This is a genomic window from Hymenobacter sp. R533113 (assembly GCF_056835965.1).
The window spans coordinates 473,921-500,000 of the sequence record NZ_JAKWBD010000013.1; the positions used below are offsets into that span (position 1 = coordinate 473,921).

Sequence of the window (26,080 nt, forward strand, 5' to 3'; positions counted from 1 at the left end):
GAAGCACCGCTTCGGGTTACTGGTGAGCCCGCGACCAGTACGTATGTGGCCACTCTCGCCAATCCGTTACCAAACCAGCTTTTACGGGGTTCTCAAGCACGTACGCGACGATACGCTGCATTTCAGCGCCGTCGCGCACGACATGATCATAGCTCTCGAAATGCCAGAACTGACCTTGCCGGCCCAGCAAGCGGTTACACTGCAACGCAGTATTGGCCTTAAGTGACTGTAAAGTGCGCATGAAAGAAGGGGCATCGTCCGCGAGTTGCACCACCATATGCACATGATTCGACACTATGCAGAAACAAATCAACTCGTATCTGCTTCCATCACGAAAGAATATGGCTTCTTTTATGACCTCCGCGATGGCAGGCTGCCGCAGCCATAGCGGACCGATGGCTGCGGCGTCAAGTTGAGCATCAAAGCGAGCAAAGTGGCGCTTCTGCTCCCGGTAGCGTTCGGCGTGGGACTGAGGAGCTATAATGCCTTGACGGGCAAGTTCTCGTTTAGCTTGTAGCTGAGCTATAACTGATTGCGGCAGAGACTCCGCTAGTCGAAACGTAACGAATAACGCTACTCCCGGCGGCAGCCGATGGGGTAAAAACCGCTCATAATGAGTTTTCATGCTGAAATGTAACTCGAAGCGGTGCTTCGGCCGTACGCGCGCCGCCCGGAATTCATATGGCAAGTCGCCTCGTTATGACGGATTATTCGATGAACGAAGCACCGCTTCATGTTACACCTTATCTTTACCTTCCGACCTTGCCTATTCTTTCCGTTGAGCCTCACTTTTGATTTTGTTTCGCCGGAGCCCACGGCTACCGACCGCGTCACGCTGTTTGCCGACGTGATTCTGCCCTTGCCCCTGCCCAAGCTGTATACCTACCGCGTGCCCTACGAGATGAACGACGAGGTCGTGATCGGGGGGCGGGTAATTGTGCAGTTTGGGACCAAAAAAACGCTGAGCTGCATTGTAGCGGCCGTACACGAAATTCCGCCAGCCCAGTATCAGGCCAAGTATATTCTCGAATTCATTGACGACGCGCCCGTCGTGACCCAGCCGCAGCTGAAGCTATTTCGCTGGATGGCTGATTATTATATGTGTACGCTGGGTGAAGTCATCAACGCCGCGCTGCCCTCCGCACTCAAGCTTAGCTCCGAGTCGCGCATTCAGTTGCATCCGGCGTATATCGCCGATGGCAGCCCCTACCCTATCTCGGAGCAGGAACAGCAGATTCTGACGGCGCTGAGCACCGAGGATGGTAAGTCGATGACGTTTACCGAAGTCGGGGAGCTGCTTGGCAGCAGCAATTTCCACAAGGTGATTAAGTCCTTGATGCAGAAGGATATCATCTTTCTGTTTGAGCATCTGGCCGACAAATACTCGCCCAAAGTGGTGAAGAAGGTGCGGCTGGCGCATCATTTCATTGAGGAAAGCGCGCTGGAAGCACTGTTTGGCCAACTGGCTGGCCGACCCAAGCAGCTCGACGTGCTGATGCGCTACTTACAGCGTGTGCCGGTGTACCAGAATATTCACGCCAATCACCGGGGCCTGGAAAAAACGCTTTGACCAGCAGTCCGCACCTCTCGCCGTCGGCGGTGAATACGCTTGTTAAAAACGGCGTGCTAGAGCAGTTCGACGTGATTGTATCGCGCTTCCCGCTCGATGACGAGCCCGAAGCCAAGCTGCATTTTACCCTCAGCGAAGCGCAAACCACTGCCCGCGATGAAATATTAACCCAATTCAGTCAGCGCGACATCGTGCTTTTGCATGGCGTGACGGGCGCAGGCAAAACCGAAATCTACATCGAACTCATCCGCAATGCCTTGGATGGCGGCGGGCAAGTCCTATACTTACTGCCCGAAATTGCCCTCACCGCCCAGATTGTCACTCGTCTAATGCGGGTATTTGGGACGCGCCTGGGCGTGTATCACTCCAAATTCTCGGATAATGAGCGCGTGGAAGTGTGGAATGGGGTGCTGTCGGGCCGGTTTCAGGTGGTAGTCGGGGTGCGCTCGGCCGTGTTTCTGCCGTTTGATAACCTGGCGCTCATCATTGTGGATGAGGAGCACGAGTCAAGCTACAAGCAGTACGAGCCGGCCCCGCGCTATAATGCTCGCGAGGTGGCCCTGATGATGGCCAACTTTCAGGGGGCAAAAACGCTGCTCGGCTCGGCCACGCCGGCTGTCGAAACCTACTACCAGACTCGTGCCGGACGTTGGGGCTTGGTGCAGCTGACCAAGCGCTTCGGCGAAGCTGGGCTACCCGAAATTGAGCTGGTGGACACGCGCAAGCAGCGCGAGGCGAAGAAGATGCACAACCACTTCACGCCCGAGCTGCTGAGTGAGATTGAGCGTAAGCTGGGCTTGAAGGAGCAGGTAATTCTGTTTCAGAACCGCCGCGGCTACTCGCCTTTCATCAACTGCCTCGATTGCGGCTGGATTCCGAAGTGTAAGAACTGCGCCGTGAGTCTGAGCTACCATAAGCACAGCCACGAGCTACGCTGCCACTACTGCGGCTACAACGACCGCATGCCCGTGGAATGCCCCGCTTGTGGCTCCCGCGCCCTGAAAACCGTTGGTTTTGGTACCGAGAAGATCGAGGACGACCTCAAAATCATGCTGCCGGCCGCCAACGTGCAGCGCATGGACCTGGACACGACCCGCGCCAAAAACTCGTATCAGCAGATCATTGCGGACTTCGAGAACCAAGTAACAAATGTGTTAGTGGGTACGCAGATGGTAACCAAGGGTCTGGACTTTGCCAACGTGAGTCTGGTGGGCATTATCAACGCCGACAGCATCATTCACTACCCCGATTTTCGGGCGCACGAGCGGGCATTTCAGATGTTTGTGCAGGTGAGCGGCCGGGCTGGGCGCAAGGGCAAAAAGGGCAAAGTCATCATCCAGACCGCCGACCCGACGCAGGTTATTTTTGACAAGGTAATCCGCAATGATTACCTCGAATTCTACGAATACGAGATCGGGCAGCGCCGCGAATACGGCTTTCCACCGTTTATGCGCGTGATTCGCCTCACCGTGAAGCACGTAGATCAGCTTCTAGCGGAGCAGGCCGCTATTCTGCTCACGCAGGAGTTAGTAGAAAGGCTGGGGCGGGAAGCTATTTTGGGGCCGGAAGCGCCGTATATATTCCGCATTCGCAACTTCTACTTACAGGAAATCACCGTCAAGATTGACCGGGAACACACGGTGCTGAAACAGGCCAAAGCTGAGGTGCTGGCGGCCATAAACGTGGTGAAAGACCAGAAGGAGTTCAAGCAGGCCCGCCTCGTAGCCGATGTGGACCCTATGTAACAGTGGGTTAGTCAGTCATAAAAAAGCCCCCCAGCATGATACTGGAGGGCTTTTTTATGAAAAATCTATCTCTTACAACTCATCCAGCAAGTATAGAATTATCAGTACTGCTCCAACAATAAACAAGATTGCGGATAAGACGCTGAACAAGGTGCCTATTGTTCCACCAAGGAACCCCAATATTCCAACCAGTAAACTAACGAGGATTAAGATAAGACCTTGACGAAGTTTGCCCTCCAAACGATTAGCATCCGCCGTTTCAGTCCGCTGCTTCAGCTGCACTTTATTGGCCAGCTTGTCGGCTTTCTTGGCGATTTTCTGCACAAGTGCTTTCTGGGCGAAGGTCAGCTTTGGAGCAGCCACGACGGGCGTGGCGGCCATCGTGGTTGTTTTCTTGGCTGCCACGGCGGGCGCCGATTCTGTAGCCACGGGAGCAACCGTGGGCTCGGTAGGAGCGACAACAGGCGCGGCCGCTACGGGCGCGGTCTCCGTTACGGCCTTAGGGGTGGCGGCGGGTGCAGTGGCAACGGCGCTGTAAGCAGTACCGTGGTAAGATGATGTTTTGGGCAGCATAGCGTATTCGGCGCGGTTGCAGCTGCTCAAAGCAGCGGTTACGGCTACAACAAGCGTTAGTTTTTGCCAGAGTCCGGATAAGTGTTTCATAGGTCAAAAATGTAAGTGGAAAGAAGTAGAACCGGCTTTTGTACGGTCCAAAGATAGAAAGGGGTGAATAAAATCATCTTTTTGAATATATTTTTCTGAATTAGCCGACGTTATAGCATCAGTTTCCCTTGTAAGGAGCGTAAAAGCGCAGTCAGATTAATTCTCCGAACGCTTCGGACCTATTGGCTGTTAGCTCATCCCTAGCATCCCTGTTTGTTTTCTATGCATCTCGTTTCGCTGTTTTTTTCGTGGATTGTATTGCCCGCCGCGCTGCTTTTGCAGACCACTTCCTGCACGCAGCCCCCCACCGAAAGCCGTTTCCCTCTCGAAACGGAGCAGCGTCTGAGCGCTGCGCCCGATACCAGCGGATACGAAATAAAGCTTCCCACCGACCCCAATGGCATTGGCAAGTATTACATGGGCCGCCAGATTGCACACGTTATGGGCCACGAAGGCGCGGGCTGGCTGGAGCGCGATGATCGGCGGCAGGAGGAAGGTACCGATATTTTGCTGCGCGAGCTCAAGCTGAAGCCCACCGACGTAGTGGCCGATATCGGCGCGGGCACGGGCTACTTCACCTTCCAGATGAGCCAACTAGTACCGCAGGGAAAAGTACTGGCGGTGGACATTCAGCCCGAAATGATTGCCTATTTAAAGGAGAATAAAGCCCGCAATAAGGCACCTAATGTGGAGCCCGTTCTAGGCACCAAGCAAAATCCTAATTTGCCCCCCAACAACGTTGATTTAGTCCTCATTGTGGACGCCTACCACGAGTTTGACCACCCGCGCGAAATGATGACAGCTATTCGAAAAAGCCTCACGCCTACGGGTCGGCTGGCATTGGTGGAGTATCGCGCCGAGGACGTGGATGTGCCCATCAAACGTATTCACAAGATGAGCGTGGAGCAAGCCCGCAAGGAAATGGCCGCCGTTGGGCTGGAGTTTATCGAGAGCGTGGAAAGCCTGCCGCAACAGCATTTAATGTTTTTTCAACGGGCAGATTAGTCTGCGCTGATTGAAAGAATGAGAAGCCCTGGATTAGCGCACAAGTAGCTAGCCTGGGGCTTCCGACTTTTGCGCGCCAGCCGCCGACTGCCTGCTTACCTTTGCAGCTATGTCTGCCTCCCCCGATCCTCGTCAGCTTTCCATCCAGGATTTTACCTACGAATTGCCCCCCAGCCGCATTGCGCCGGAGCCATTGCCCAACCGCGACCAGTCGCGCCTGCTGGTGTACCGTGGGGGGCAAATTGCGGATCAACGTTTCCACAAGCTGCCCTCCGAATTGCCCGCCGGCGCCCTGCTGGTCTTCAACGATACGAAGGTGGTGCGGGCCCGATTATTTTGTCAAAAGCCAACGGGTGGCATCGTAGAGTTGTTTTGTCTGGAGCCCGTGGCACCCCATCGGGCCGTGGAGCCAGCCATGCAACAAACCGGCAGCTGCGTCTGGAAGTGCTTGGTAGGTAATGGCAAGCGCTGGAAAAACGGCCCCGTACAGCTGGCCTTTACCGTTGATGACAAGCCAGCTACGCTTACTGCCGAGCGTTTGGAAACGGCTGATAGCTACTCGCTTATCCAATTCAGCTGGAAGCCAGAGGCCCTTCCATTTGCGGAAGTGCTACGCTACGCCGGGCATTTGCCGCTGCCGCCTTACCTCAATCGGGAAGATACCGACGTGGATGCCGTACGCTACCAGACTGTGTACGCGGCCCATGAGGGCGCCGTAGCTGCCCCCACTGCCGGACTACATTTCTCTGACGCCGTTCTGGCCGAGCTTCAGCAGCGAGGCTTTCACACGGCCCGCGTGACCTTACACGTGGGCGCAGGTACGTTTCAGCCGGTTAAGGCCGAGGTTATGGCGGGCCACGCCATGCACGGCGAGCCGTTTGTGGTAGAAGCATCTGTACTGCGTCAACTAATACGTCAAGCACCGCAGCCCATAATTGCGGTGGGCACTACCAGCTTACGCACCCTGGAAAGTATGTATTGGCTGGGCGCTAAGCTAGCTCACCAGCCTGCCGCTACTGCTGCAGACGAGCTGCATGTGTCGCAGTGGCAGCCGTATGAAGGTTCGCCGTCGATGCCTGTATGTGAGGCATTGGAGGCGCTGCTGCGGCATGTGGAGTCCTCAGGCAATTCTTTCCTCCGCGCCTCCACGCAGCTGCTTATTGCGCCGGGCTACCAGTTTAGGGTAGTAAACGGCTTGATTACCAACTTTCATCAGCCCGAGAGCACCCTTTTACTTCTGGTAGCCGCGCTTATTGGCCCCGATTGGCGGAGGGTCTATAATCATGCTTTAACGCATGACTATCGGTTTTTGAGCTACGGCGACAGCTCTTTGCTACTGCCCTGAGGCGTGCGTTATGACTAACTAGAAGATAAAAGGCGGGTAAGTTAGCCTTATTTGTGCGCATGCCGTATAAGGCCCCGTAAGACAGATTTGTCTTCTTCTCCTTATATGAAATCCACCATGAAAAAGGCTCTTTTGCTGTTCTTCGCAACAGCTTTTTCTTCCGCTGCCTTCGCGCAGACTACTACTACTGGCAACGAAGCTACCGGCAACACCACCAAAACGGAAGTTGACGTGCGTGACAATGGTACCGTAAAGTCAGAAACCACCACCCGCACCGGCCGCACCGAGGTAGGCCAGAAGCGCTACAACACTACCCAGGACGTAAAGCGTGCCGGCAAGAAGACTGGTAACGCAGTTGAAAAAGGTGCCAAGAAAACCGGCAAAGCCGTGAAGAAAGGCGCCAAGAAAGTCGGCAACAAAGTAGAAGACGTTGTTGATTAGTATTCTTTAGTTATTGAGCATTAAAAAGCCCCCCAGAAGTTTCTGGGGGCTTTTTTTGTCCGTTAAATAGTGGTCTTTGACTTATTGCCCAACAAAGAACAACGCATTGCCAAAGAGAAGCTTGCCGCCCTGCCAGAACCCGCGAAACAGCGGGTTATCGGCCATATATACCACCTGACCCCGGCCCATTTCCTGGGCTCCCAGCACAAACGTATCGGTGAGCTTTGGGCGGGCCCGGCGGCCGGTGAAGCCTGCGGCAGAGCCTTCCTTTTTGAGAATACCAACGTTCCAGCCACCTTCGCCCAAAAAGCGGTAATTGAGCGTGTCACGCACTAAAGCGTAGTAAGTGGAGCCGTAGCCAAAGGCCAGCGGATGCGTATTATCGAGCTGCACCCGGTAAATGCTACCTTGTACACGCTCCTCTATTTGCTGGCGTTCGGCATCGGCATAGCGCCGTAGTGGCGCGTAGGGAGCCGCTTTTTGGCCGCAGCAGTGTCCGCTGGCTTCGTTTTCAGCAGGAAATCCTTGCGGTTGGCGAGGTAAGCGGCGGCGCCTTCCATGGCAATCAGCTTACCACCGGCCCGCACCCAGGTTTTCAGGTTTTCGAGGCTCTTTTCGGGGTAGATGTCGCCATAGTTGCCATCGGGCAGAATAAGCACATCAAACTTTTGCAGCGGAACACTATTCAGGTAGTCCGTACCTATTACGGTTACCGGGTAGCCGATTTGCTGCTCAAAGAAGTGCCATATCTCGCCAAACGCGGTGGGCGAAATGCCTTCGCCGGCTACTAAGCCTACTGTGGGCTGCTTCACAAAGCGCACTGAGCTGGAGCCAAAATCAGCGCCTGTTGTAGAAAACCCTGACCGTACGGCTTGCACCATCACTCCCATCGAATCGGCTTGGGCGCGTACAATCTGGTCGAAGCGTGGGCCCAGATTTTCGTTGCCAGTGCGCGTAATAACCAGCGTACCAGCCTGATACTTTTGACCTTCGGCCTCAAATGGCAGCTCCGCTACCCGAACTTTCACCTTTTTCTGCAACAGCTGGCTCAGAAAGCGCAAGTCCTGAATATTAGTCCAGCGTGCTACATAAGCATAAGGCGTACCGGCAGCCGGCGCGTTGCGCACCGGTGTTGCAGGCCGCTTGGCTCCGGTTGCCGCATCGGCACCCTTCAACTGTTCTTTCAGCGCGTAGGCTTTCAAACCGTAGGCGTACGGCAAAGCCCAGGCGGTAATGTCGTAAGTCAGTGAGTCTTCCAAAGCAGGACGCGGCTCAAACAGCACCTTCACCAGCGTCGACTTCGGCTGGTACATGCTCACCACAAGGTCGCGGGGCTGTATCTCCACCGACTCATTTTTGCCCGTGGTATAGTTAAAGCCCTTGGTACGCACCTTACGCGGCGCATAGCCATAGCTGATTTGCTGCCGCTCCAGGTATTTACGGAGGCTTTCCAGCTGGCCAGGGTCGTTGGAGGCGGCCAGCACGTAGGTTTTGTAGTCGCCACCGGGCTTGGTGCGAGCAGTGGTGTAGTACTTCTCAAACTCACGCACCAGCGGGTCGTGGCGCTCGGCAGTAGCCTGAATGGTGGCCATACTAGCGGCGTGGTGGTGTGCAATCCGTTGGCTGAGCGTGAGCGTATCACCGTCAGCTTTGAGGATTTGAACCCCCGCCCGGCCCGAGCCGCCCTGCTCATAGGTCATCCCGATGGCACCGTTGAACGACGGATACGTGTCGCCGTAGCTAGGATAGAACAGGTCGTAGGTTTCGCGGGTGAAGTACAGCCAGTTGTTCTGGTCAAAAACCTTGCGGTTGTACTCGCCAATCGTGTTCTGAAACTCCCGCTGAAAGGGCGTGATATCGGCGTGAAAAGGCTTGGCGGCGGGCGAGAAATAGTAGGGATTATCCACGCCCATCTCATGGAAGTCGGCGTGCACCTGGGGCAGCCACTGGCTATACAGTGCCACCCGCTGCTGGCTTTCCTGCTGCGTTTGCCAGGCCCAGTCGCGGTTCAGATCGAAATAATAATGATTAAAACGCCCCCCAGGCCATGGCTCGTGGTGCTCCCAAGCGTAGGGCGAAGCATTGGGCGTGCGGTTGCGCACGCGGTTGTACCACTGCGCGTACCGGTCGCGGCCGTCCGGGTTTACGCAAGGGTCCAGCACCACCACCGTATTCTGCAGCCACTGCTGGGTCTGCTGGTTTTGGGGGTTGGCCAGGTCGTAAAGCACCTGCATCATGGCTTCCGACGACACCGCTTCGTTGCCATGAATGTTGTAGCTCAACCACACGATGGCTGGTTCAGCGGCCTTCGCAGCGCCACTTTCCAAACCGGCCCGTCGCAGGTTATTGCGGCGGATTTCGTCCAGGCGGCTCAGGTTCTCGGGCGAAGCTATCTGCACTACTTCCAACGGGCGGTTTTCGTAGGTGCGGCCGTAGGGCTGCAAACGCATCCGGCCGCCAGAGTTCTGCACAACGTGGTCTACATAGCGCAGCAGATCTGAGTGGGGGGTAAAATTGGCCCCCAGCGGGTAGCCCAGAAACTGGCCGGGCGTGAGCAAGGTGCCAGCGGCTGGGGAAGGCGAGGTCGTTTGGGCCTGGGATGTGGTCAGACTCCAAAACGGTAGCAGCAACAGGAAGAGCAGGATTTGGAGGGAGCCGACGCAGAATTGCGTCCGCCGGGTAGCAGGTTTCTTCATGGATTAAAAATGACCAGTTAGTGCTGGAGCAACAAAAAAGATACGTAACACGACGGTTGGATCAGTTCAGCCAAACTGTCCAGCGCATACTCGGAGCTTACACCGGCGTGCTACTTTTAAAGCAAGGTACTATTCCGCTGGTAGCAGTGCACGAATCTCTGTTACTTTCGTCGTATTCTTTCTGCCGACCGTCCACTTTTTCCTCCGCCGATGAAACCTCCATTACTCTTTTGCCTGCTGACTGCTGCCGCGCTGCTGACCAGTTCTGCCGCGCACGCACAGAAAATCAATGCCGACTCGGTCTACGTGCGCCAGCATTACACCAAAACGGAGCAGCTGGTACCCATGCGCGACGGCCGCAAGCTGCACACCGTCATTTATGCCCCCACCGACGCAGCCACCAAGCGCTACCCGGTGCTCATGAACCGCACGCCCTATTCAGCCGGCCCCTACGGCCCCGATACCTATAAAACAGCGCTCGGCCCATCGCCTGCCATGATGCGCGAGGGCTACATTTTTGTGTATCAGGATGTGCGGGGGGCATATATGTCGGAGGGCGAGTTCGTGAATATGCGTCCGGCTAAGGATAAGCCGCGCGGCAAGCAGGACATCGACGAAGGCACCGATACGTTTGATACCATTGAGTGGCTAGTCAAAAAAGGCCCCCGCAATAATGGCCGGGTAGGTCAATGGGGCATTTCGTATCCGGGCTTCTACACGTCAGTGGGCCTTACCAGCCGCCACCCGGCGCTCAAGGCCTCCTCGCCACAGGCCCCGATTGCCGACTGGTTTTGGGATGACTTTCACCACAACGGCGCCTTTTTCCTGCCTCATGCTTTTAACTTTCTGGCCAGCTTCGGGCAGCCCCGCCCCCAGCCCACGCCCAACCGTAATCCATCGTTTCAGCACGGCACGCCCGATGGCTACGACTTTTTCCTGCGTCTGGGCCCGCTCAAAAACGCCAATGAGCTTTACTTTAAGAACAACGTTGCCTTCTGGAATGACCTCATGGCGCATCCCAACTACGACGAGTTCTGGCAGGCCCGCAACCTCCGCCCTCACCTGCGCGACCTGAATACGAATACCGCTGTGCTTACTGTAGGTGGCTTCAACGATGCTGAAAACCTCTTTGGCGCGCTTCAAACGTATAAAACCATCGAAAATCAGAATCCCAGGCTTTCCAACCGCATCGTGATGGGCCCGTGGGTGCACGGCGGCTGGGCACGCGGCACAGGTGAAATGGTGGGCAACGTAGCCTACGGTGCCTCGCCCTCGCTTTTCTACCAAGACAGTATTGAAGCGCCGTTTTTCCGGTCTTATCTGAAAGCGAATAAGGCCACTGAACCGAAGCTGCCCGAGGCCTATATCTTCGAAAGCGGCACCAACCGCTGGCGTACTTTCGATGCGTGGCCGCCTAAGCAAGCGCAGGACCGCACGCTGTTTTTTCAGCCTGGGGGGCAAATTTCATTCAGCAAACCTACTTCCACCGCGGCTGGGGGGCTTTTTGACGAATACATCAGCGACCCCGCCAAGCCAGTGCCCTTCACCGAAGCCACCGCCACCGGCATGACCCGCGAGTACATGACCGACGACCAGCGTTTCGCCAGCCGCCGCCCCGATGTGCTTACCTACCAGACCGATGTTTTAACCGAAGACCTTACGCTAGCTGGTCCTATTCAGGCGCTGCTGCAAGTAGCCACCACCGGCTCAGATGCTGACTGGGTGGTCAAAATCATCGACGTGTATCCCGATGATACGCCCAATAACCCCCGCAACTTGCCTGATGTGAAGCTTGGCGGTTATCAGCAGCTCGTGCGGTCCGAGGTAATGCGCGGCCGTTTCCGCGAGAGCTTTTCGCAGCCGAAAGCCTTCACCCCGAACCAGGTGTCAGCTGTGCCCTTCGCCCTTCAGGACCTGTGCCACACCTTCCGTAAAGGCCACCGCCTGATGGTGCAGGTGCAAAGCTCCTGGTTCCCGCTTGTCGACCGCAACCCGCAGACCTTCGTGCCGAATATCTATGAGGCCAAGGAGCAGGATTTTCAAAAAGCCACACACCGCCTCTACCACTCGCCGGAGCACGCTTCGCAGCTCGTGGTGAAGGTCTTGTAGTATTAAGGTTAGTGTGGTACTACGGCTTTTTCCTTGGTAGTACCACTATTGTTGAACGACCTGACGCAATACCGTTCAACAATAGTGGTACTACCAACCGCTCTGCGGAATTGGTAGTACCACGCCAGGCCTGACCTCCACAAGGAAAGGTCGTCTTATCATTTCATAATTTATGGAAATCACGATTAATACGCCGGCTCTACTCTTTCCGGCTTTGTCGCTGTTGCTGCTGGCTTACACCAACCGCTTCATGGCATTGGCGAACCGTGTCCGCACGCTCAAATCGCAGTATCAGACCACGCACAGTACACCCGTGATGCGGCAGATTCAAAACCTGCGGCAGCGGCTGGTGATTGTGCGCAACATGCAGGCGGTCGGTATAGCCAGCATGTTTGGCTGTGTGCTCTGTATGTTTCTGCTGTTCGCGGGGTTTGTGCAGGCGGGGCAAGTTGTGTTTGGGGCGAGTCTGCTGGCGTTGCTGGTGTCGTTGGCGATGTCGCTGCGCGAAATCCAGATTTCGGGCGACGCGCTCAATATCGAGCTGGACGACATGCAGGAATACGAGGAGCGCCGCCGCGAGGCCACGGACGGGCCTCAGCCGGCCGGCAATGCTGACAAAGCCGGGTGAATATGTCGAAAAGGCGTATACTTGCCTACCGGTTGAGCATATAAGCGATGTAGAGGTGCAACTTAGAGCGTAAGCCGGGATACGTTTGCAAAGGAGAGTGGGCACAAACGCCGGCTTTCTTATGTAAAAAAGCCCCCCAATGCTTTATTTAGCAATCTGGGGGGCTTTTTGTTGCGTTTACTTAACGTCTCTATTCCTGCGGAATCTCCGCCGTCACGACGGCCGAAGGGCCTTTCTCGCGCAGCTCATACAATACGCCTTCCGATACGCCCCGGCCAAATACGCACAGTCCGGCATTGAATACGCCCAGCGCCAGCGTGCCGGCGGCCACCCACTCGCTGGTAGGCACTTGCTTGCGTTGCAGACTAGTAGCCCATTGAATCAGGCAGGTGCCGAAGCCAACCAGCATCAGCCCGGACGGGGCAAACAGCAACCATTTTTTCTTATGTGTCATCCGTTTTGTCGTTAAAAGTGTGTTGTTAAAGAATAACCTGCGTCATATCAGCCTGCCTAAGCGCCGAACGAGACGATAGTGACACTTTGAAAGACGCACTGTCTTTTCTTCAATCGTACCTTTCGCCTTTTAGGTTACGTCGACCTTCTTTGGGGGGCATTTTTAACGAAAAGCCCAAGCGTGAACCGCCTTTTCCATCTTTACTTTCCACTTCCAAGATGAGTGCTCTTCGCTACGAACAACTGCTGCGCGCTGCTTTCCGCACCGACGCCGACGCGGCCTACTACCTCACCGAGCCCGACACGGCCGCGTACGCCACTTTCGAGCACGCCAGCCGCGCCGATGTGCCGTTCCGGTTTGAGCGCGTGCGCCTGGGCGTGGCCATGTCCTTGCTGAAGCTGCTCACCGACCTGGGCGACCACGAAGAAAGCCGCCGCGTGCTGGACGTACTGCACCGCGCGCTGGGCGCCCGCTCCGTCGCCGACATTGACAGCATTATTACCCGCGATGCCAAGCTGTTTGAGCGCCTCTACACCAATCTGTATGTGAACGACGAGGGCGAGCAGATTCTGCAGCTATTTGAGCGCACCCTCGATGCCGATACCAAGCCCATGATGGATGCGGTGATTGAAGAAGCGCTGGAATTGGCCCAAGAAATTGATTTCGACGCTCTGAACGACGAAGATGATGACGAAGATGAGTAAGTAGTGGAAATAGCTAGCATATAGCAGCTTTGCTTCCAAACCAGCTGGCAAAACCTTATCTTTTCGTAGCGGCTGGGGGCAGATTATGCTGACTTTGCCGCGCCACTCTTTACCTAACTTCCTCGGCTATGACCCTTGTATTCGTTGGCCTCGTGCTAGTTATTTTGGGGTTCAATGCGAGTAAAATATCGTATCCGTTCCAGCGGTTTCGCAGCTTGCTGCTGTTTGCGGGGGCTACGCTCATCGTGCTGGGGGTTGCTACAAGCACCGTAGTACAGATTGAAGCTGGGCAAGTGGGCGTTCAGACCTTATTTGGTAAGGTGCAGCCGCGCATTCTGACCAGTGGCCTGAATGTGGTGAACCCTTTGGTGAACGTGACCAAGTTTGACACGCGCACGCAGAACTATACCATGTCGGTGCAGCGTGAGGAAGGCCAGCGTGCCGGCGACGATGCCATTCAGGTGCTCACGGCCGATGGGCTGGAGGTTGTCATCGACCTGACGGTGCTCTACCGCGTGGTGCCTACGCGGGCGCCGCATATCCTCACCACCATTGGGCCCAATTACCAGGATGCCATCGTGCGGCCCGTTACGCGCACCCGCATCCGCGACAATGCCGTGTACTACGATGCCGTGGCCCTGTACTCTACCAGCCGCGACGAGTTCCAAAACCGCATTTACAATACCATCAACCGTGATTTTCAACAGCGCGGGCTTCAGCTGGAGCAGCTTTTGATTCGCAACATTCAGCTGCCCGCCCCGGTGAAGCGCAGCATCGAAAGCAAAATTTCGGCCGAGCAGGAAGCCCAGAAAATGCAGTTTGTGCTTCAGAAGGAGCGCCAGGAAGCCGAGCGTAAGCGCCTTGAAGCCCAAGGCATCGCCGACTATCAAAAGATTATCAGCACCGAGCTCAGCGACCGGCTGCTGCAATACGAGACTATTAAAGCCAATCAAGCCATTGCCACTTCAGCCAACAGCAAGGTTATCATTATGGGAAATAGTCGAAATGCCCCCCAGGTATTGCTGTCGGATAAATAGCTTTATTGAAATCACATAAAAAAAGCCCCCCAGAAAGATCTGGGGGGCTTTTTTATGTGAGACGCAGTATGCCTAGTATTCTGGGTTTTGCGGTAGTGCGTTGCCCAGATTGATTTCGTACTGAGGAATGGGAAGCAATAGCTGAGGGTCGTTGAAGGCGGCATTACCGACCAAACGTCCCGTACGCCGCAAGTCGTGAAAGCGGAACCCTTCAAAGGCCAGTTCCAATTCCCGCTCCCTGAGAACATCAGCCAAGGTAACCCTGGTCAAGAGGGCTGCCTGAGCCCGGCCGCGCACCGAATTCACATCATCGAGCGGAGTAGCTCCAACCTGACTGCTCAGGCGGGTGTTCGCCTCGGCACGGATCAGCAGCATTTCGGCTAAACGGATAATGGGAATATTCTGGCCCGCGCTATTCCACTTGTAGGAGCGCAAACGGCCCGCTCTGCGCCCAGTCCCGGTATAGATAAGGCTGTTACCGATGCCTGTTTGCAAGCCCCGCTGATCACGGGCTCCGTACTGACTGGAAAAGGCCGACAGCACCTGCACGTCGCCCCGGCCGCCAAAGCCTGCGGCGTTGCTGGAGTAAAAGGTGGCGAGACCATCATTGGCGGCTCCGGCATTGTTTTGATCATTCTGCTGAATCTCAAACAGAACCTCCCGGCTGCCCCGGTTGGTGAAGGCCGACAGCACCGAAGGATTTAAAATAGCTCCGCTGCGCCGAATCACCCCATCAGCTAAGGCTAGGGCGCGGGTATAGTTGCCTTGCTGCAAGGACACGCGTGCCAGCATGGCCTGGGCGTCGTACTTATCAAGGCGGACCCCGTTGCTGGTAGGCAATTTAACTTCAGCGGCTTCCAGGTCTTTCAAAATCTGCGCGTACACTTCGTTTACGGAGGCACGGGGCAGCCGCACGGCCGCCTGGGCCTCGGTCGTATTGGGCGCCAGATTGATAGGCACACCCGGCTGGGTGTTGGCTCCGGCGGCTTGGTAAGGCAGAGCGTAGAGCCGCACCAGCTCAAAATACAGCATGGCGCGAATCATTTGTGCCTCACCCGTCAGGCGGTCTTGCTGGGTCTGGCTGCTCACCACTGGAGCAGCATCCAGAATGAGATTAGTAAGGTTGATGGTTTGATAGGCCTGATTCCAGATGCGGTCGGCCTCGACGTTAAAAGCGGTCATCTGGCGGCGGGACACTTCGCGGTAGCTCTGAAAGGTGCCTTGCCAGAAGATGTAGTTGTCGGAGGCCATCAACTCGGGCACCAGCAGCAGGTTGGTACCGTATAGTTGGGGCAAATCCAGGCGGGCATAAGCGCCCACCACAGCGCTTTCCACGCTGGCGGGGCTATCGAGGGCGGTTTGCGCGTCTACGCTTTGTTGGGGCTGAACATCGAGCTGCTTTTCGCAGCCGGTCAGGCTTAGCAGGAGCCCAGCGGCCAGCACGGCAGCCCGACGAGGGGAGAATAGTATGTTCATGATGTTATATCCAGAAAAGTAAGTGGGTTAGAAGCCCAGATTCAACCCTACCAGCCAGGTTTTAGCCAGTGGCGGCGTGTAGAAATCGTGCCCCAGCAAGTAGCTCGGACGGCCGAAAGCGGTAGTATTCACTTCCGGGTCGTAGCCATCGTAGTTAGTAATGGTAATCAGGTTCTGGCCGGTGACATAAATCCGGGCCGACCGCAGCATTCCCAGCTTTACTAGGTCGGGCGGCAGAGTATAGCCCAGGGTTACGTTTTTGAAGCGCAGGAAAGAGCCCTTCGATATCCAGCGCGACGAGGGGCCGGTACCGTTGGCATCGCTAAAGCGAGCCTGCGGGACGCTGGTAATGTCGCCTGGCCGCTGCCAGCGCTGAAGCTGGTCTATGGTTTGGTTGTCGAAGAAGTCGCCATTGACGGACTGAAATACCCCCCGATGTTGTAAATATCATTGCCATACACGAACTGATTCAAGATGCTCAGCTCCAGGCCTTTCCAACTTACGGTGTTGGTAGCCCCGCCCGTGTACTTTGGATTTGGATCACCTAGCTTCTGCACGGCGGCCTGGGTAAACACATTGGTAGTGGTGCCCTCCGCCGTCAGATACAGCGCATCGCCGTTAGCAGGGTCTACGCCGGCAAACTTTCTGCCCCAAAATACCCCAATTGGCTCATCCACGCGCACCCGCCCCAGATTGCGCCCTCCGGCAATGATTTCCTGCCCGTTCAGGTCCGTTATTTTGTTTCGGTTGAAGGAGATGTTGAAATTGGTATTCCACTTAACAACTTTGTCGATATTGCGGGTATTCAAGCTGATTTCCAGGCCGCGGTTACGCAGCTTGCCCAGGTTGCGGGTAACGATGGGGTAGCCACCCGAGTAGGGCAGTTGCAAGTCGAGCAGCAGGTCTTCCGTACGCTTTTCGTATACGTCAACCTCACCCGAGATTCTGTTTTCAAAAAACCCAAACTCAAACCCGATATCAGCTTGCTTGGTGTTTTCCCAGGTCAAATTGGGGTTGCCTAAGCCACTGGGTTGAATACCAGCAACATCCGCGTACGGGATGGCCGCGAACAGGCGCCGGTAAGCGAAGTTGCCAATCTCGGCGTTGCCCGTCAGGCCGTAGCTGGCCCGCAGCTTCAGGAAGTTAACAGCCGTGCTGCCCTCAAAAAGATCTTCCGATAGAATATACCCCACGGAGCCCGCCGGAAACACCCCATACCGGTTGTCTTTGCTAAAGCGCGAAGAAGCATCAGTCCGCACGCTTACCGAGGCTAGGTAACGATTGCGGAACGAGTAGTTTACGCGGGATAAATATGACAAGAAAGTGTAGCCCGTGCCGCTGCTGCTCCCGCTGGTGATGCGCGCCGCCGAAGCAATCTTGCGAAACTGATCATTAGGGAAGCCCCGCCCTTCCGAGCTGGTGCCTTGCAGATTGGATCGTTGGAAAGAAAAGCCAACCAGGGCCTCCAGCGTGTGCTCATCATTGAAGCTGCGGGCCAGGGTGGCGGTATTGTTGGTGGTGTAGTTGACCGACTGCGCCTGGTTATTGAACCCGTAGCCAGTGGGGGCGCCATCTTCGGTTAAGCGGCCCCGGTAAATCTCTTCATTCAGGCTCAGGAAGTCAACTCCGTTCTCGGTTCGCAGCGTCAGGCCCTTTATGGGTTCGTAGGCGAGCGTAGCCGTACTGAAAGAGCGGTAAGTACCGGCGCGGTTGGAGGCGTTTTCCACTTCCACCAGGGCATTGTAGTACAAGGTGTTGCGGTTCAGCTCATTCGTGACCGGGTCGCGGACGGGCTGAATCGGGGGTAGGGCGTTCAGCTGCACCGGGTTGGAGAAGGCGTTATCATCGGGTACCCGGTCGTTGACCGACCGCACGAGGGAGAGATTTAAGCCTACGCGCAGCTTCTCAGAAATCGAGTGGTCGATGTTGGCGCGCATGCTACCCCGGCGGTAGCGGTTGCCGACAATAATGCCTTCTTGGTTATTATAGGTGGCGCTCAGAAAGAAACGGGTTTTGGCATCCCCCCGCTCACGTTGGCGTCGTACTGCTGGATGTTGCCTTTGCGAAAAGCCAGATCGGACCAGGGAGTATCGGAGGTGGAGTTGAAATCCAGCCCTCCTTCCGAGTCGAATACTTCCTCCAGATCAGGGTTTTGGCCATAATTGTCGAATATATATCCCGGATTATCCTCGTCGGTACGGTTGGAGGAGTTGATGATTGCCTCGCTGAAAAGCTCTTTGTACTGCGCCGCGTTCAGGAATTTGCGCTTGCGGGTGGCTTCACTGGTTCCAAAATAGGCCCCCACGTTTACCCGCGTCTGGCCCTGGCGTCCTTTTTTAGTGGTCACCAGAATTACCCCGTTAGATGCTCTGGAACCGTAGATGGCCGAGGAGGCGGCATCTTTCAGGATGGTGATGCTTTCTATATCATTCGGATTTAAGTCGGCCAGCGGGTTGATGGGCTCGTCATTGGCGGAGCCCACGTCCTGAGAAGTGACGGGAATACCATCAATCACGTAAAGCGGCTGGTTGGAGGCCGTCACCGACGAAGAGCCCCGCACCCGAATCTGCACGCCGGCGCCCAGCTTACCCGAACCCTGGTTGATTTGTACTCCCGGCGTCCGCCCCTGAATGGCTTGTTCAAAGCTTACCACGGGCACGTTTTCCACGTCTTTACTGGTAAGTTGGGTTACCGAGCCCGTTACTTCCTGCTTAGCCTGAGTACCATAGCCCACTACCACCGCCTCATTCAGCACCGTTTCATTGGTAGCCAATCGAGCATTGATTACTGACTGCTCGCCTACCGGAATGGTCTGCGTGTTAAAGCCAATAGAGCTAATAACCAACGTAGCATTGGGCTGCACTGTCAGCGAGAAAGCACCATCGGTGCTGGTGCTGACACCATTTGTGGTTCCGCGTTCCAATACCGTTGCGCCGGGCAGGCCTGAGCCACTGGCGTCGGTAACCCGGCCGGTTACCGTCCGGGTTTGCGCCCACGCGGTTGAGGCCAGCAGCACGCACCAGACAAGGGAGAGTAAAAGTTTTTGTTTCATGTAGGGTTTGGGTTTGGACCTAGTTAAAATAAAAAACATCGGTTTGCTAAACCGTGTGCAAAAGGTGTAAAAAAGTGGAACAATGAAGAAATAACTGCTATCGTATCACGGACCAGGTGAATACGCTGCTCAAAGTAATGAATAAATGCTTTTTCTTTCTGACAAAGTACCACCAAGTGTACTTGTGAAGGTCTTTACCTCTTTTTCCTCGCTCTCCTTGCCTGCTTAAGTCCCCCCAGAAACGCCCCGTCCATCTCCTCTTCCGCTTTCTAATTCTCCAGGAACTTGCTGTAAGTTAATCATTTACAGCATGAAATAGAACCCATCACCGAATCTTTCAATCCTTTAAGCCAGCAAGAACTTATAAGGCTACAGTGAATTTACTTATTCCTGGTTTTACTACAACTATCTACGAAGTCTTTTGTGAGAGCTAAATAGAACTATTGGCTGGTGGATAAGTGATAATTCAATAAAAACCCAATAGAATGAGTCGATTAATAAGCAGCAGGAACAGAAAATAATGTTGGCTAAGACAGAATTGAGATTTTGTATACTGCCCACACATAAAAAGCCCCCCAGATGTATTCTGGGGGGCTTTTTATGTGTGGGCAGTATATAAACAGGTCTATCTCAGCATCTCGTGTAGCACAGTCTGCATAGAAAACACCCGGTTGCCGGCTTCCTGAATCACCAGCGAGTTGGGCGAGTCCAGAATAGCGTCCGATACTTCCACGTTGCGGCGCACGGGCAAGCAGTGCAAAAACTTAGCGTCGTGGGTGCCAGCCATATGCTCGGGCGTGAGCATCCAGGCGGGGTCGTTGCTGATGACCTGGCCGTAGTCCTGGTAGCTGCTCCAGTTCTTGGCCTGCACGAAGTCAGCGCCTTCCAGGGCCTTCTTCTGGTCGTACTCAATGCGGGCGCCTTTGGTGAACTGGGGGGCTAATTCGTAGCCTTCGGGGTGAGTAATGATAAAGTCGACCCAATCTACTTCCGAGAACCAGTCGGCGAAGGAGTTGGGCACGCATTGGGGCAGGGCGCGCACGTGCGGAGCCCAGGTGAGCACCACTTTCACGCGCTCCTTTTGCTTGTGCTCGGCTACGGTAATCAGATCGGCAAACGACTGCAACGGGTGCAGGGTGGCGCTTTCCAGGCTGATAACGGGCACGGTGGCGTACTTCAGAATCTTGTTGAACACTTCCTCGCTGTAGTCGGCCTCGCGGTCCTTGAGCGTGGGGAAGGTGCGCACGCCCAGCACGTCGCAGTACTGGCTCATCACGGCAATAGCCTCCTTGATGTGCTCTTGGGTGCCGCCGTTCATCACCGCGCCGTCGGCCATTTCCAGGGTCCAGGAGTCAGCCCCGGCGTTGAGCACCCAGGCTTGCGCGCCCAGGTTGTAGGCGGCTTTGATAGAGCTGAGGCGGGTACGCAGGCTGGGATTGAAGAAGATCAGCCCAACGGTTTTGTTCTTGCCGATGTGCTGGTAGCCATACGGATTCGCCTTGATTTCCAGGGCTTGCTGCAACAGGGCCTTGTAGTCGCCCGCATCGGCGAAGGAGGTGAAGTTTTTCATGAAGTAGAATTAATGCGCAAGAACGCCACAATGGAGAAAAGCAACCGAACTAATCATTTCGCGTCGAACGTAAGGGAGAATAATAGCTTATATTTGGATAAGCACCTTCATTTTTGACTGCCATGACTTTCGCCGACATCGACAATATGGTAGTGCTGCACGGCCCCGTCCTGACCCGGCTCACGGACGATGATTTTTTAGAGTTGTGCCAGCATAATCCTACGTTGCGCCTGGAGCGCAACGCCAACCATGAAATCATTTTTATGCCCCCCGCCGGAGCCGAATCAAGCCGTAAATCAGGTGAAGTACATTTTCAGTTGATGCTTTGGAATCGCCAGCATCAACTGGGGTACGTGTTTGAGTCCTCGGCCGGCTTCACCCTGCCCGACGGCGCCATTCGCTCGCCTGACGCCTCCTGGGTGCCCAAAGTCGCTTATGATGCGCTGACCGAGCAGCAGCGCCTGCGCTTCCCGCCCGTGTGTCCCTCGTTCGTGGTCGAAGCACGCTCGCCCTCCGATGGCCTGGCTCCCCTGCGGCGTAAGATGGAAAGCTACCTGGAAAACGGCGTCGAAGTCGGCTTCCTCCTCGACCCTGGCAACGAAACCGCCACCATCTACCGGCGCGGGCAGGAGCCGGAAGAAATCACCAGCTTCGAGGCGACGCTGAGCGCCGAGCCGGCCCTGCCAGGGTTTGAACTGGATCTGCGGCCGTTGCGGTAGAAATTTCTAAAGCACGCTTTTTACTCATCTGACCGAGAAGTTTGGTGCATCTGCACTTACTTCTTCGAAGCCCTTGGTATTCCCGTACCGAGGGCTTCACCTTTTCAGGGGCAGCCGTGTGGTGGGGTGGAAAAACCGTGCAATAGGGCGAAGGTAAGCTGAGGCGCTGTACTTCATTAAAATACGCTTGCTGCAACAGGGCTTTGTAGTCGCCCGTGTCGGTGAAGGAGGTGAAGTTTTTCATTCAGGTTCTATAAGGGAAAAAGACCGCCATGCTGAGCTTGTCGAAGCAGAGCTACTGCTTCATTGAGCAGGTATATATTCTTTCTTTAGGATCTGAATTTTGACAGGGTTCTTCTTACGGAATTCGTAATAATTCAATGCTTCCTTTTCTACAGCGGCTTTAGAAACACTAGGATTCCAAGATTTATTCAAGGTGTACCCATCTTCAGAAATAGTAGGCTGGTCGAAACTTACAGTCATTTTTTCGTCGTCTGGAATAAAGTAAAAGCGTTGCTCCAAATCAATTAATGAATCTAAAGTAGGTACGCCTGATTGGCGCATTTCATCTTGGCTTAGTTCCACACCGCAGTTGTCGCAGGATTTCTCTTGTGCTCTGTAGGCAACATAGCCACAAACGGGACAAGTGAAATAACTGACACCGTCTTTACTCATCAACCCAGTGGGATGCGGCAAAAGAATCGTAGGTAGTACCGTGACAAAACCCAAGATCATTAATACCACAAGACGAAATATCGGTGCGCGTTTTTCAGTGAAATAATAGCACGTAATGCCAACCGCACCTGCTATTCCTCCAGCTAAGCCACTGTAAAGCGTACTCATTGCTTTATCGGCCGTGTAGGCATTGCCAAATTGCATAGCGCAGAGTGCAGGAATCAATAAAAAGGCAATAAGCCAATACCCGCTATTGTTGAGTTTTGATTGAGCTGGTTGCATTGTATCCGTTTGGTGTGAATTATCCACGAAAATAGTTGGTCTACTTAAGCATGCAGATATTTTTTACTCACTAATTCCGAAGCGGTAGAAGTGCTTCGACAAGCGGACGCCAGATCAAGCATGAGCGTCTTTTAGATCGTAAACAACTGACTTACATCGCCTTATACTCGTTCCAACTCTTAATCTTCAGATCCTCCAGCTTCAGCGTGCAGAAGGCCTGAATAAATGCTTTGGCCAGCCGCGCATTTGTCAGCAAGCCCACCCCAAAGTCCACGGCGGTGCGGCGGATTTTGTAGTCGTTGTCCAGCTCGCCTTTTGAGAGGTTCTTGGGGATGTTGATGACCAGGTCGATTTTTTTCTCCTTCAGATACGTCAGCACGTTGGGCTCCTGGTAGTCGTCGGGCCAGAAGAGGAGGCTGCTGGGCACGTTATTTTCGGCGAAGAAGCGGTGCGTGCCCTGGGTGGCGTAGATGGTGTAGCCGTGCTTCACCAGCAGCTCGGCAGCCGAGAGCAGGGCCACTTTCGACTTGATAGGTCCGCTGGAAATCAGCACCGACTTCGCGGGTATTTTATACCCCACGCTCAGCATCGATTTCAGCAGGGCTTCCTCGGCGGTGTCGCCCAGGCAGCCCACCTCGCCGGTGCTCACCATATCCACGCGCATGACCGGGTCGGCGCCGGGGAGGCGGGTGAAGGAGAACTGGGGGGCTTTTACGCCCACGAAGGGCAGGTCGTAGATTCGTTCGCTCTCGTCGCGGATTACGCGTTTGCCCAGTAGTACCTGGGTGGCTTTTTTGATCAGATTGTTACCCGAGATCTTCGACACGAAGGGGTAGCTGCGGGAGGCGCGCAGATTGCACTCAATCACCCGAATTTCGCCGTCTTTTTCCAGAAACTGAATGTTGAACGGACCGCTGATTTCGTAGCGCCTGGCCACCTTCTCGGCAATAATTTTCAGCTTGCGGATGGTGCCCACATACAGCTTCTGGGGCGGGTAGTACATGGTGGCGTCGCCGGAGTGTACGCCGGCAAACTCGACGTGCTCGGAAATGGCGTAGCTCACGATTTCGCCCTTGTCGGCCACCGCGTCCAGCTCCACTTCCTTGGCTTCCTGAATAAATTCCGACACCACTACTGGGTACTCGGCGCTTACTTCCTTGGCGGCTTTCAGGAATTCCTCCAGTTCGAAGTTGTTGGAAACGACGTTCATCGCCGCCCCCGACAATACATAGGAAGGCCGAATCAGCACCGGGAAGCCCACTTCCTGCACAAACGTGAGCATGGCATCCAGCGAGGTCAGCTCCTTCCAGCGGGGCTGCGCAATGCCCAGCTCGTCCATGATGCTGCTGAACTTATGGCGGTTCTCGGCCTCATCAATGCGAAACGCAGTAGTGCCCAGAATGGGCGCGTTGGCTTCCTCCAAGCGGGTAGCCAGGTTGTTCGGAATTTGCCCCCCAGTGGAGAGAATAATGCCCCCTGGCTGCTCAAATTCCAGAATATCCATCACCCGCTCGAAGCTCAGCTCCTCGAAGTACAGCCGGTCGCTGACGTCGTAGTCAGTCGAAACGGTCTCGGGGTTGTAGTTGATGATGATGGTTTTGTAGCCTTCCTCGGCAGCCGTCTGCACGGCCTGCACGCCGCACCAGTCGAACTCCACGGAGCTGCCGATGCGGTACACGCCCGAGCCCAGCACCACCACCGACTTGTCGGTTTCGGGCTCCAGGTCGTTTTCGGTGCCGTGGTAGGTAGAGTAGAGGTAGTTGGTTTTGGCCGGAAACTCGGCCGCCAGCGTGTCAATCTGCTTGATGACGGGCAGTACGCCCAGCGCCTTGCGGCGCGCACGCACCAGCAACTCATCGGCTTTCACGTCGCCTTCACCGAGCAGCTTTACAGCTATTTGCTGGTCGGAGAAGCCGGCTTTTTTGGCTTCGCGTAGCAAAGTTGTTTCCAGCCCGTTCAACCCGTTTTCACGGCCGGCAGCTAGCTTATTTCCCAGCTTAAAAATGGTGTACAGGCGCTGCAAAAACCAATCATCGATGCGGGTCAGCGCGTGTACCTGGTCAAGTGTATAGCCGGCTTCAAACGCCAGATTAATGGCAAAAATGCGCTCCTCATTCGGTTCGTTCAGTAGCTTGTCGATGGTAGCGGTATCCAGGTCTTCAGGCTTATTAGCCACGAAGCCGCGCTTGCCGGTGTCCAGCATGCGCAGACCCTTCTGAATGGCTTCCTCGAAGGATTTGCCGATGGCCATGACCTCGCCCACGCTCTTCATAGCGCTGCCAATCTGCCGGTTCACGCCCTCGAACTTGCCCAAATCCCAGCGCGGTAATTTTACTACCACGTAGTCCAAAGCCGGCTCGAAGAAGGCTGAGGTTGTCTGCGTCACGCTGTTTTTCAACTCCGACAGCGAGTAGCCCAAACTTAGCTTGGCCGCCACAAACGCCAGCGGGTAGCCCGTAGCCTTGGAAGCCAGCGCCGAGGAGCGCGACAAGCGCGCGTTCACCTCAATCACGCGGTAATCCTCCGAAACGGGGTCCAACGCATACTGAATGTTGCACTCGCCCACGATGCCCAGGTGGCGAATGGTCTTGATGCCGATGCTGCGTAGCTTATGGTACTCGCGGTTGCTCAGGGTCTGCGACGGCGCTACCACGATGCTCTCCCCGGTGTGAATGCCGATAGGGTCGAAGTTCTCCATGTTGCAGACCGTGATGCAGTTATCGTACTGGTCACGCACCACTTCGTACTCCACTTCCTTCCAGCCCTTCAGCGACTCTTCCACCAGAATCTGGTCGGAAGTCGTGAAGGATTTCTGGGCCAGGGCCCGCAGCTCGTCCATGTTGTTGGCAAAGCCGCTGCCCAGGCCACCCAGCGCAAACGCCGCCCGCACGATAATCGGGAAACCGATTCTCTCAGCGGCTTTCAGGGCATCCTCAATGCTGGTCACGGCTTCACTGCGAGCGGATAATACGCCAATCTGGTTGAGCTTCTCCTTGAAAATATCCCGGTCCTCGGTATCGATGATGGACTGCACGGGCGTGCCCAGCACCTTCACGTTGTACTTCTCAAACACGCCACCGCGGTACAAGGCCACGGCGCAGTTCAGGGCAGTTTGCCCCCCAAAGGCCACCAGAATGCCATCGGGCTGTTCTTTTTGAATGACGCGTTCCACGAAGTAGGGCGTCACGGGCAGGAAGTACACGTCGTCGGCAATGTTGTCCGACGTCTGCACGGTGGCAATGTTGGGGTTGATGAGGATGGTGCGGATGCCCTCCTCTTTCAGCGCCTTGAGGGCCTGGGAGCCGGAGTAGTCGAACTCTCCGGCCTCGCCAATTTTCAGTGCACCGGAACCGAGGATGAGAACTTTGTTGGGTTTTTCCATTCTAAGGGTTAGGGTAACAGGCCGCTGGTGCGGTCATGTTAAAAGGCAGTCGTGCGGAGCCTGCCGAAGCATGTGGCTCGTTGGATTAGGGTAATGATTATGCTCTTATTTGGAGAAGGTGGTGTCGCTCTTTACCAACTTCCACTCACCAGATGGCTGTTTGATTACCTGGGTTTTGATGGTTGCAGTAGACTTTTCACCTTTCAGAATGACTCGAAAGGAGAGCGAATCTTCTCTAGGACCCAGTTTATCCAGCTTAAATTTTTTGGAAACGATCTTCCCCGTACGGTTAAGTATCCTGGGGGAGGATTTCGCGCCATTCATGGCGGCAACAACCACATCGGATTTCTTGCCTAGCGCTAGTTTGAAGAAGTCCTCCCCTTGAGATTCTTAATGAAATAGAACGCCGCAAACGCCGCCGCTCCTAACAGCAAGATTCCCCAGTTCTGAAAACTTCTACCTTTCGTTTGCATGAGAGTAGTGCGTTGGGAAGTGATGAATGTGAAGAGAGTAGCATTAGGTGGAGC

The 26,080-nt window shown here is 55.1% G+C and carries 21 protein-coding genes and 1 pseudogene; 9 read left to right on the plus strand and 13 right to left on the minus strand.

Annotated features, from left to right (window positions below):
* Nucleotides 1-16: 16 nt before the first annotated feature.
* On the minus strand, nt 17-625 hold the full coding sequence (locus MKZ35_RS11085) for a transposase (RefSeq protein ID WP_482513352.1): 609 nt from the start codon (nt 623-625) through the stop codon (nt 17-19).
* Nucleotides 626-778: 153 nt separating this feature from the next.
* Here MKZ35_RS11085 and priA point away from each other — a divergent pair.
* Nucleotides 779-3,315: pseudogene (gene priA / locus MKZ35_RS11090) on the plus strand (replication restart helicase PriA).
* 72 nt (nt 3,316-3,387) lie between these two features.
* Here priA and MKZ35_RS11095 read toward each other — a convergent pair.
* Nucleotides 3,388-3,978 (minus strand): hypothetical protein, encoded by a 591-nt coding sequence (locus tag MKZ35_RS11095; protein ID WP_482513353.1) that lies wholly within the window; start codon nt 3,976-3,978, stop codon nt 3,388-3,390.
* Nucleotides 3,979-4,200: 222 nt separating this feature from the next.
* Between MKZ35_RS11095 and MKZ35_RS11100 the strand changes: the two genes are divergently transcribed.
* The 3 genes from MKZ35_RS11100 to MKZ35_RS11110 all read left to right on the plus strand — a co-directional run bounded on the left by MKZ35_RS11100 (nt 4,201) and on the right by MKZ35_RS11110 (nt 6,769).
* Nucleotides 4,201-4,983: a class I SAM-dependent methyltransferase gene (locus MKZ35_RS11100; protein WP_482513354.1), complete on the plus strand. Its 783-nt coding sequence runs from the start codon at nt 4,201-4,203 to the stop codon at nt 4,981-4,983.
* Between the two features lie 109 nt (nt 4,984-5,092).
* Nucleotides 5,093-6,328 (plus strand): S-adenosylmethionine:tRNA ribosyltransferase-isomerase, encoded by a 1,236-nt coding sequence (locus MKZ35_RS11105; RefSeq protein WP_482513355.1) that lies wholly within the window; start codon nt 5,093-5,095, stop codon nt 6,326-6,328.
* A 105-nt stretch (nt 6,329-6,433) separates the two neighbouring features.
* Complete coding sequence (locus MKZ35_RS11110) at nt 6,434-6,769, plus strand: hypothetical protein (RefSeq protein WP_482513356.1); 336 nt, start codon at nt 6,434-6,436, stop codon at nt 6,767-6,769.
* A gap of 81 nt (nt 6,770-6,850) precedes the next feature.
* Here the strand turns inward: MKZ35_RS11110 and MKZ35_RS11115 are convergent, their stop codons facing one another.
* Both MKZ35_RS11115 and MKZ35_RS11120 read right to left on the minus strand, forming a co-directional pair.
* A complete protein-coding gene (locus tag MKZ35_RS11115; RefSeq protein WP_482513357.1) occupies nt 6,851-7,162 on the minus strand; it encodes a hypothetical protein in 312 nt (103 codons plus the stop codon).
* Between the two features lie 29 nt (nt 7,163-7,191).
* Nucleotides 7,192-9,465 (minus strand): M14 family metallopeptidase, encoded by a 2,274-nt coding sequence (locus tag MKZ35_RS11120; protein ID WP_482513358.1) that lies wholly within the window; start codon nt 9,463-9,465, stop codon nt 7,192-7,194.
* 210 nt (nt 9,466-9,675) lie between these two features.
* Here MKZ35_RS11120 and MKZ35_RS11125 point away from each other — a divergent pair, with 210 nt between their 5' ends.
* Complete coding sequence (locus MKZ35_RS11125) at nt 9,676-11,574, plus strand: CocE/NonD family hydrolase (RefSeq protein ID WP_482513359.1); 1,899 nt, start codon at nt 9,676-9,678, stop codon at nt 11,572-11,574.
* A 172-nt stretch (nt 11,575-11,746) separates the two neighbouring features.
* Complete coding sequence (locus MKZ35_RS11130) at nt 11,747-12,202, plus strand: DUF2721 domain-containing protein (protein WP_482513360.1); 456 nt, start codon at nt 11,747-11,749, stop codon at nt 12,200-12,202.
* Nucleotides 12,203-12,392: 190 nt separating this feature from the next.
* Here MKZ35_RS11130 and MKZ35_RS11135 read toward each other — a convergent pair whose 3' ends face one another.
* Entirely contained in the window at nt 12,393-12,656 is a 264-nt protein-coding gene (locus MKZ35_RS11135) for a hypothetical protein (RefSeq protein ID WP_482513361.1), read from the minus strand.
* 218 nt (nt 12,657-12,874) lie between these two features.
* On the opposite strand from MKZ35_RS11135, the gene MKZ35_RS11140 reads away from it, so the two are divergent.
* On the plus strand, nt 12,875-13,360 hold the full coding sequence (locus tag MKZ35_RS11140; protein WP_482513362.1) for a hypothetical protein: 486 nt from the start codon (nt 12,875-12,877) through the stop codon (nt 13,358-13,360).
* A 128-nt stretch (nt 13,361-13,488) separates the two neighbouring features.
* Entirely contained in the window at nt 13,489-14,397 is a 909-nt protein-coding gene (locus MKZ35_RS11145; RefSeq protein WP_482513363.1) for a prohibitin family protein, read from the plus strand.
* Between the two features lie 72 nt (nt 14,398-14,469).
* Here MKZ35_RS11145 and MKZ35_RS11150 read toward each other — a convergent pair whose 3' ends face one another.
* The 5 genes from MKZ35_RS11150 to MKZ35_RS11170 form a co-directional block, all read right to left on the minus strand.
* The gene (locus MKZ35_RS11150; RefSeq protein ID WP_482513364.1) at nt 14,470-15,873 is read right to left on the minus strand and encodes a RagB/SusD family nutrient uptake outer membrane protein; all 1,404 of its coding nucleotides are present in this window, start codon (nt 15,871-15,873) and stop codon (nt 14,470-14,472) included.
* Between the two features lie 27 nt (nt 15,874-15,900).
* Complete coding sequence (locus MKZ35_RS11155; RefSeq protein ID WP_482513365.1) at nt 15,901-16,083, minus strand: hypothetical protein; 183 nt, start codon at nt 16,081-16,083, stop codon at nt 15,901-15,903.
* A 173-nt stretch (nt 16,084-16,256) separates the two neighbouring features.
* Nucleotides 16,257-17,957: a SusC/RagA family TonB-linked outer membrane protein gene (locus MKZ35_RS11160; RefSeq protein WP_482514734.1), complete on the minus strand. Its 1,701-nt coding sequence runs from the start codon at nt 17,955-17,957 to the stop codon at nt 16,257-16,259.
* On the minus strand, nt 17,870-18,925 hold the full coding sequence (locus MKZ35_RS11165; RefSeq protein ID WP_482513366.1) for a TonB-dependent receptor plug domain-containing protein: 1,056 nt from the start codon (nt 18,923-18,925) through the stop codon (nt 17,870-17,872). The genes MKZ35_RS11160 and MKZ35_RS11165 overlap by 88 nt, the downstream gene beginning before the upstream one ends.
* A 625-nt stretch (nt 18,926-19,550) precedes the next feature.
* On the minus strand, nt 19,551-20,495 hold the full coding sequence (locus MKZ35_RS11170) for an N-acetylornithine carbamoyltransferase (RefSeq protein ID WP_482513367.1): 945 nt from the start codon (nt 20,493-20,495) through the stop codon (nt 19,551-19,553).
* A 122-nt stretch (nt 20,496-20,617) separates the two neighbouring features.
* On the opposite strand from MKZ35_RS11170, the gene MKZ35_RS11175 reads away from it, so the two are divergent.
* Nucleotides 20,618-21,214 (plus strand): Uma2 family endonuclease, encoded by a 597-nt coding sequence (locus tag MKZ35_RS11175; RefSeq protein WP_482513368.1) that lies wholly within the window; start codon nt 20,618-20,620, stop codon nt 21,212-21,214.
* A gap of 303 nt (nt 21,215-21,517) precedes the next feature.
* Here the strand turns inward: MKZ35_RS11175 and MKZ35_RS11180 are convergent, their stop codons facing one another.
* The 3 genes from MKZ35_RS11180 to MKZ35_RS11190 form a co-directional block, all read right to left on the minus strand.
* Nucleotides 21,518-22,198, minus strand: coding sequence for a transposase family protein (locus MKZ35_RS11180; protein ID WP_482513369.1), 681 nt, complete (start codon nt 22,196-22,198; stop codon nt 21,518-21,520).
* Nucleotides 22,199-22,322: 124 nt separating this feature from the next.
* Nucleotides 22,323-25,553 carry a carbamoyl-phosphate synthase (glutamine-hydrolyzing) large subunit gene (carB, locus tag MKZ35_RS11185; protein WP_482513370.1) on the minus strand — a complete coding sequence of 1,077 codons (3,231 nt, stop codon included), beginning with the start codon at nt 25,551-25,553 and terminating at the stop codon, nt 22,323-22,325.
* A 105-nt stretch (nt 25,554-25,658) separates the two neighbouring features.
* Nucleotides 25,659-25,892, minus strand: a complete 234-nt coding sequence (locus MKZ35_RS11190) for a hypothetical protein (protein ID WP_482513371.1) — start codon at nt 25,890-25,892, stop codon at nt 25,659-25,661.
* Nucleotides 25,893-26,080: the final 188 nt, after the last annotated feature.

Bases quoted from the DNA above. Each gene is read 5' to 3' on its own strand.
- MKZ35_RS11085 (WP_482513352.1), bottom strand. From the start codon at position 625: ATGAAAACTCATTATGAGCGGTTTTTACCCCATCGGCTGCCGCCGGGA.
- MKZ35_RS11095 (WP_482513353.1), bottom strand. From the start codon at position 3,978: ATGAAACACTTATCCGGACTCTGGCAAAAACTAACGCTTGTTGTAGCC.
- MKZ35_RS11100 (WP_482513354.1), top strand. From the start codon at position 4,201: ATGCATCTCGTTTCGCTGTTTTTTTCGTGGATTGTATTGCCCGCCGCG.
- MKZ35_RS11105 (WP_482513355.1), top strand. From the start codon at position 5,093: ATGTCTGCCTCCCCCGATCCTCGTCAGCTTTCCATCCAGGATTTTACC.
- MKZ35_RS11110 (WP_482513356.1), top strand. From the start codon at position 6,434: ATGAAATCCACCATGAAAAAGGCTCTTTTGCTGTTCTTCGCAACAGCT.
- MKZ35_RS11120 (WP_482513358.1), bottom strand. From the start codon at position 9,465: ATGAAGAAACCTGCTACCCGGCGGACGCAATTCTGCGTCGGCTCCCTC.
- MKZ35_RS11125 (WP_482513359.1), top strand. From the start codon at position 9,676: ATGAAACCTCCATTACTCTTTTGCCTGCTGACTGCTGCCGCGCTGCTG.
- MKZ35_RS11130 (WP_482513360.1), top strand. From the start codon at position 11,747: ATGGAAATCACGATTAATACGCCGGCTCTACTCTTTCCGGCTTTGTCG.
- MKZ35_RS11135 (WP_482513361.1), bottom strand. From the start codon at position 12,656: ATGACACATAAGAAAAAATGGTTGCTGTTTGCCCCGTCCGGGCTGATG.
- MKZ35_RS11140 (WP_482513362.1), top strand. From the start codon at position 12,875: ATGAGTGCTCTTCGCTACGAACAACTGCTGCGCGCTGCTTTCCGCACC.
- MKZ35_RS11145 (WP_482513363.1), top strand. From the start codon at position 13,489: ATGACCCTTGTATTCGTTGGCCTCGTGCTAGTTATTTTGGGGTTCAAT.
- MKZ35_RS11150 (WP_482513364.1), bottom strand. From the start codon at position 15,873: ATGAACATACTATTCTCCCCTCGTCGGGCTGCCGTGCTGGCCGCTGGG.
- MKZ35_RS11155 (WP_482513365.1), bottom strand. From the start codon at position 16,083: ATGCTGCGGTCGGCCCGGATTTATGTCACCGGCCAGAACCTGATTACC.
- MKZ35_RS11165 (WP_482513366.1), bottom strand. From the start codon at position 18,925: ATGAAACAAAAACTTTTACTCTCCCTTGTCTGGTGCGTGCTGCTGGCC.
- MKZ35_RS11170 (WP_482513367.1), bottom strand. From the start codon at position 20,495: ATGAAAAACTTCACCTCCTTCGCCGATGCGGGCGACTACAAGGCCCTG.
- MKZ35_RS11175 (WP_482513368.1), top strand. From the start codon at position 20,618: ATGACTTTCGCCGACATCGACAATATGGTAGTGCTGCACGGCCCCGTC.
- carB (WP_482513370.1), bottom strand. From the start codon at position 25,553: ATGGAAAAACCCAACAAAGTTCTCATCCTCGGTTCCGGTGCACTGAAA.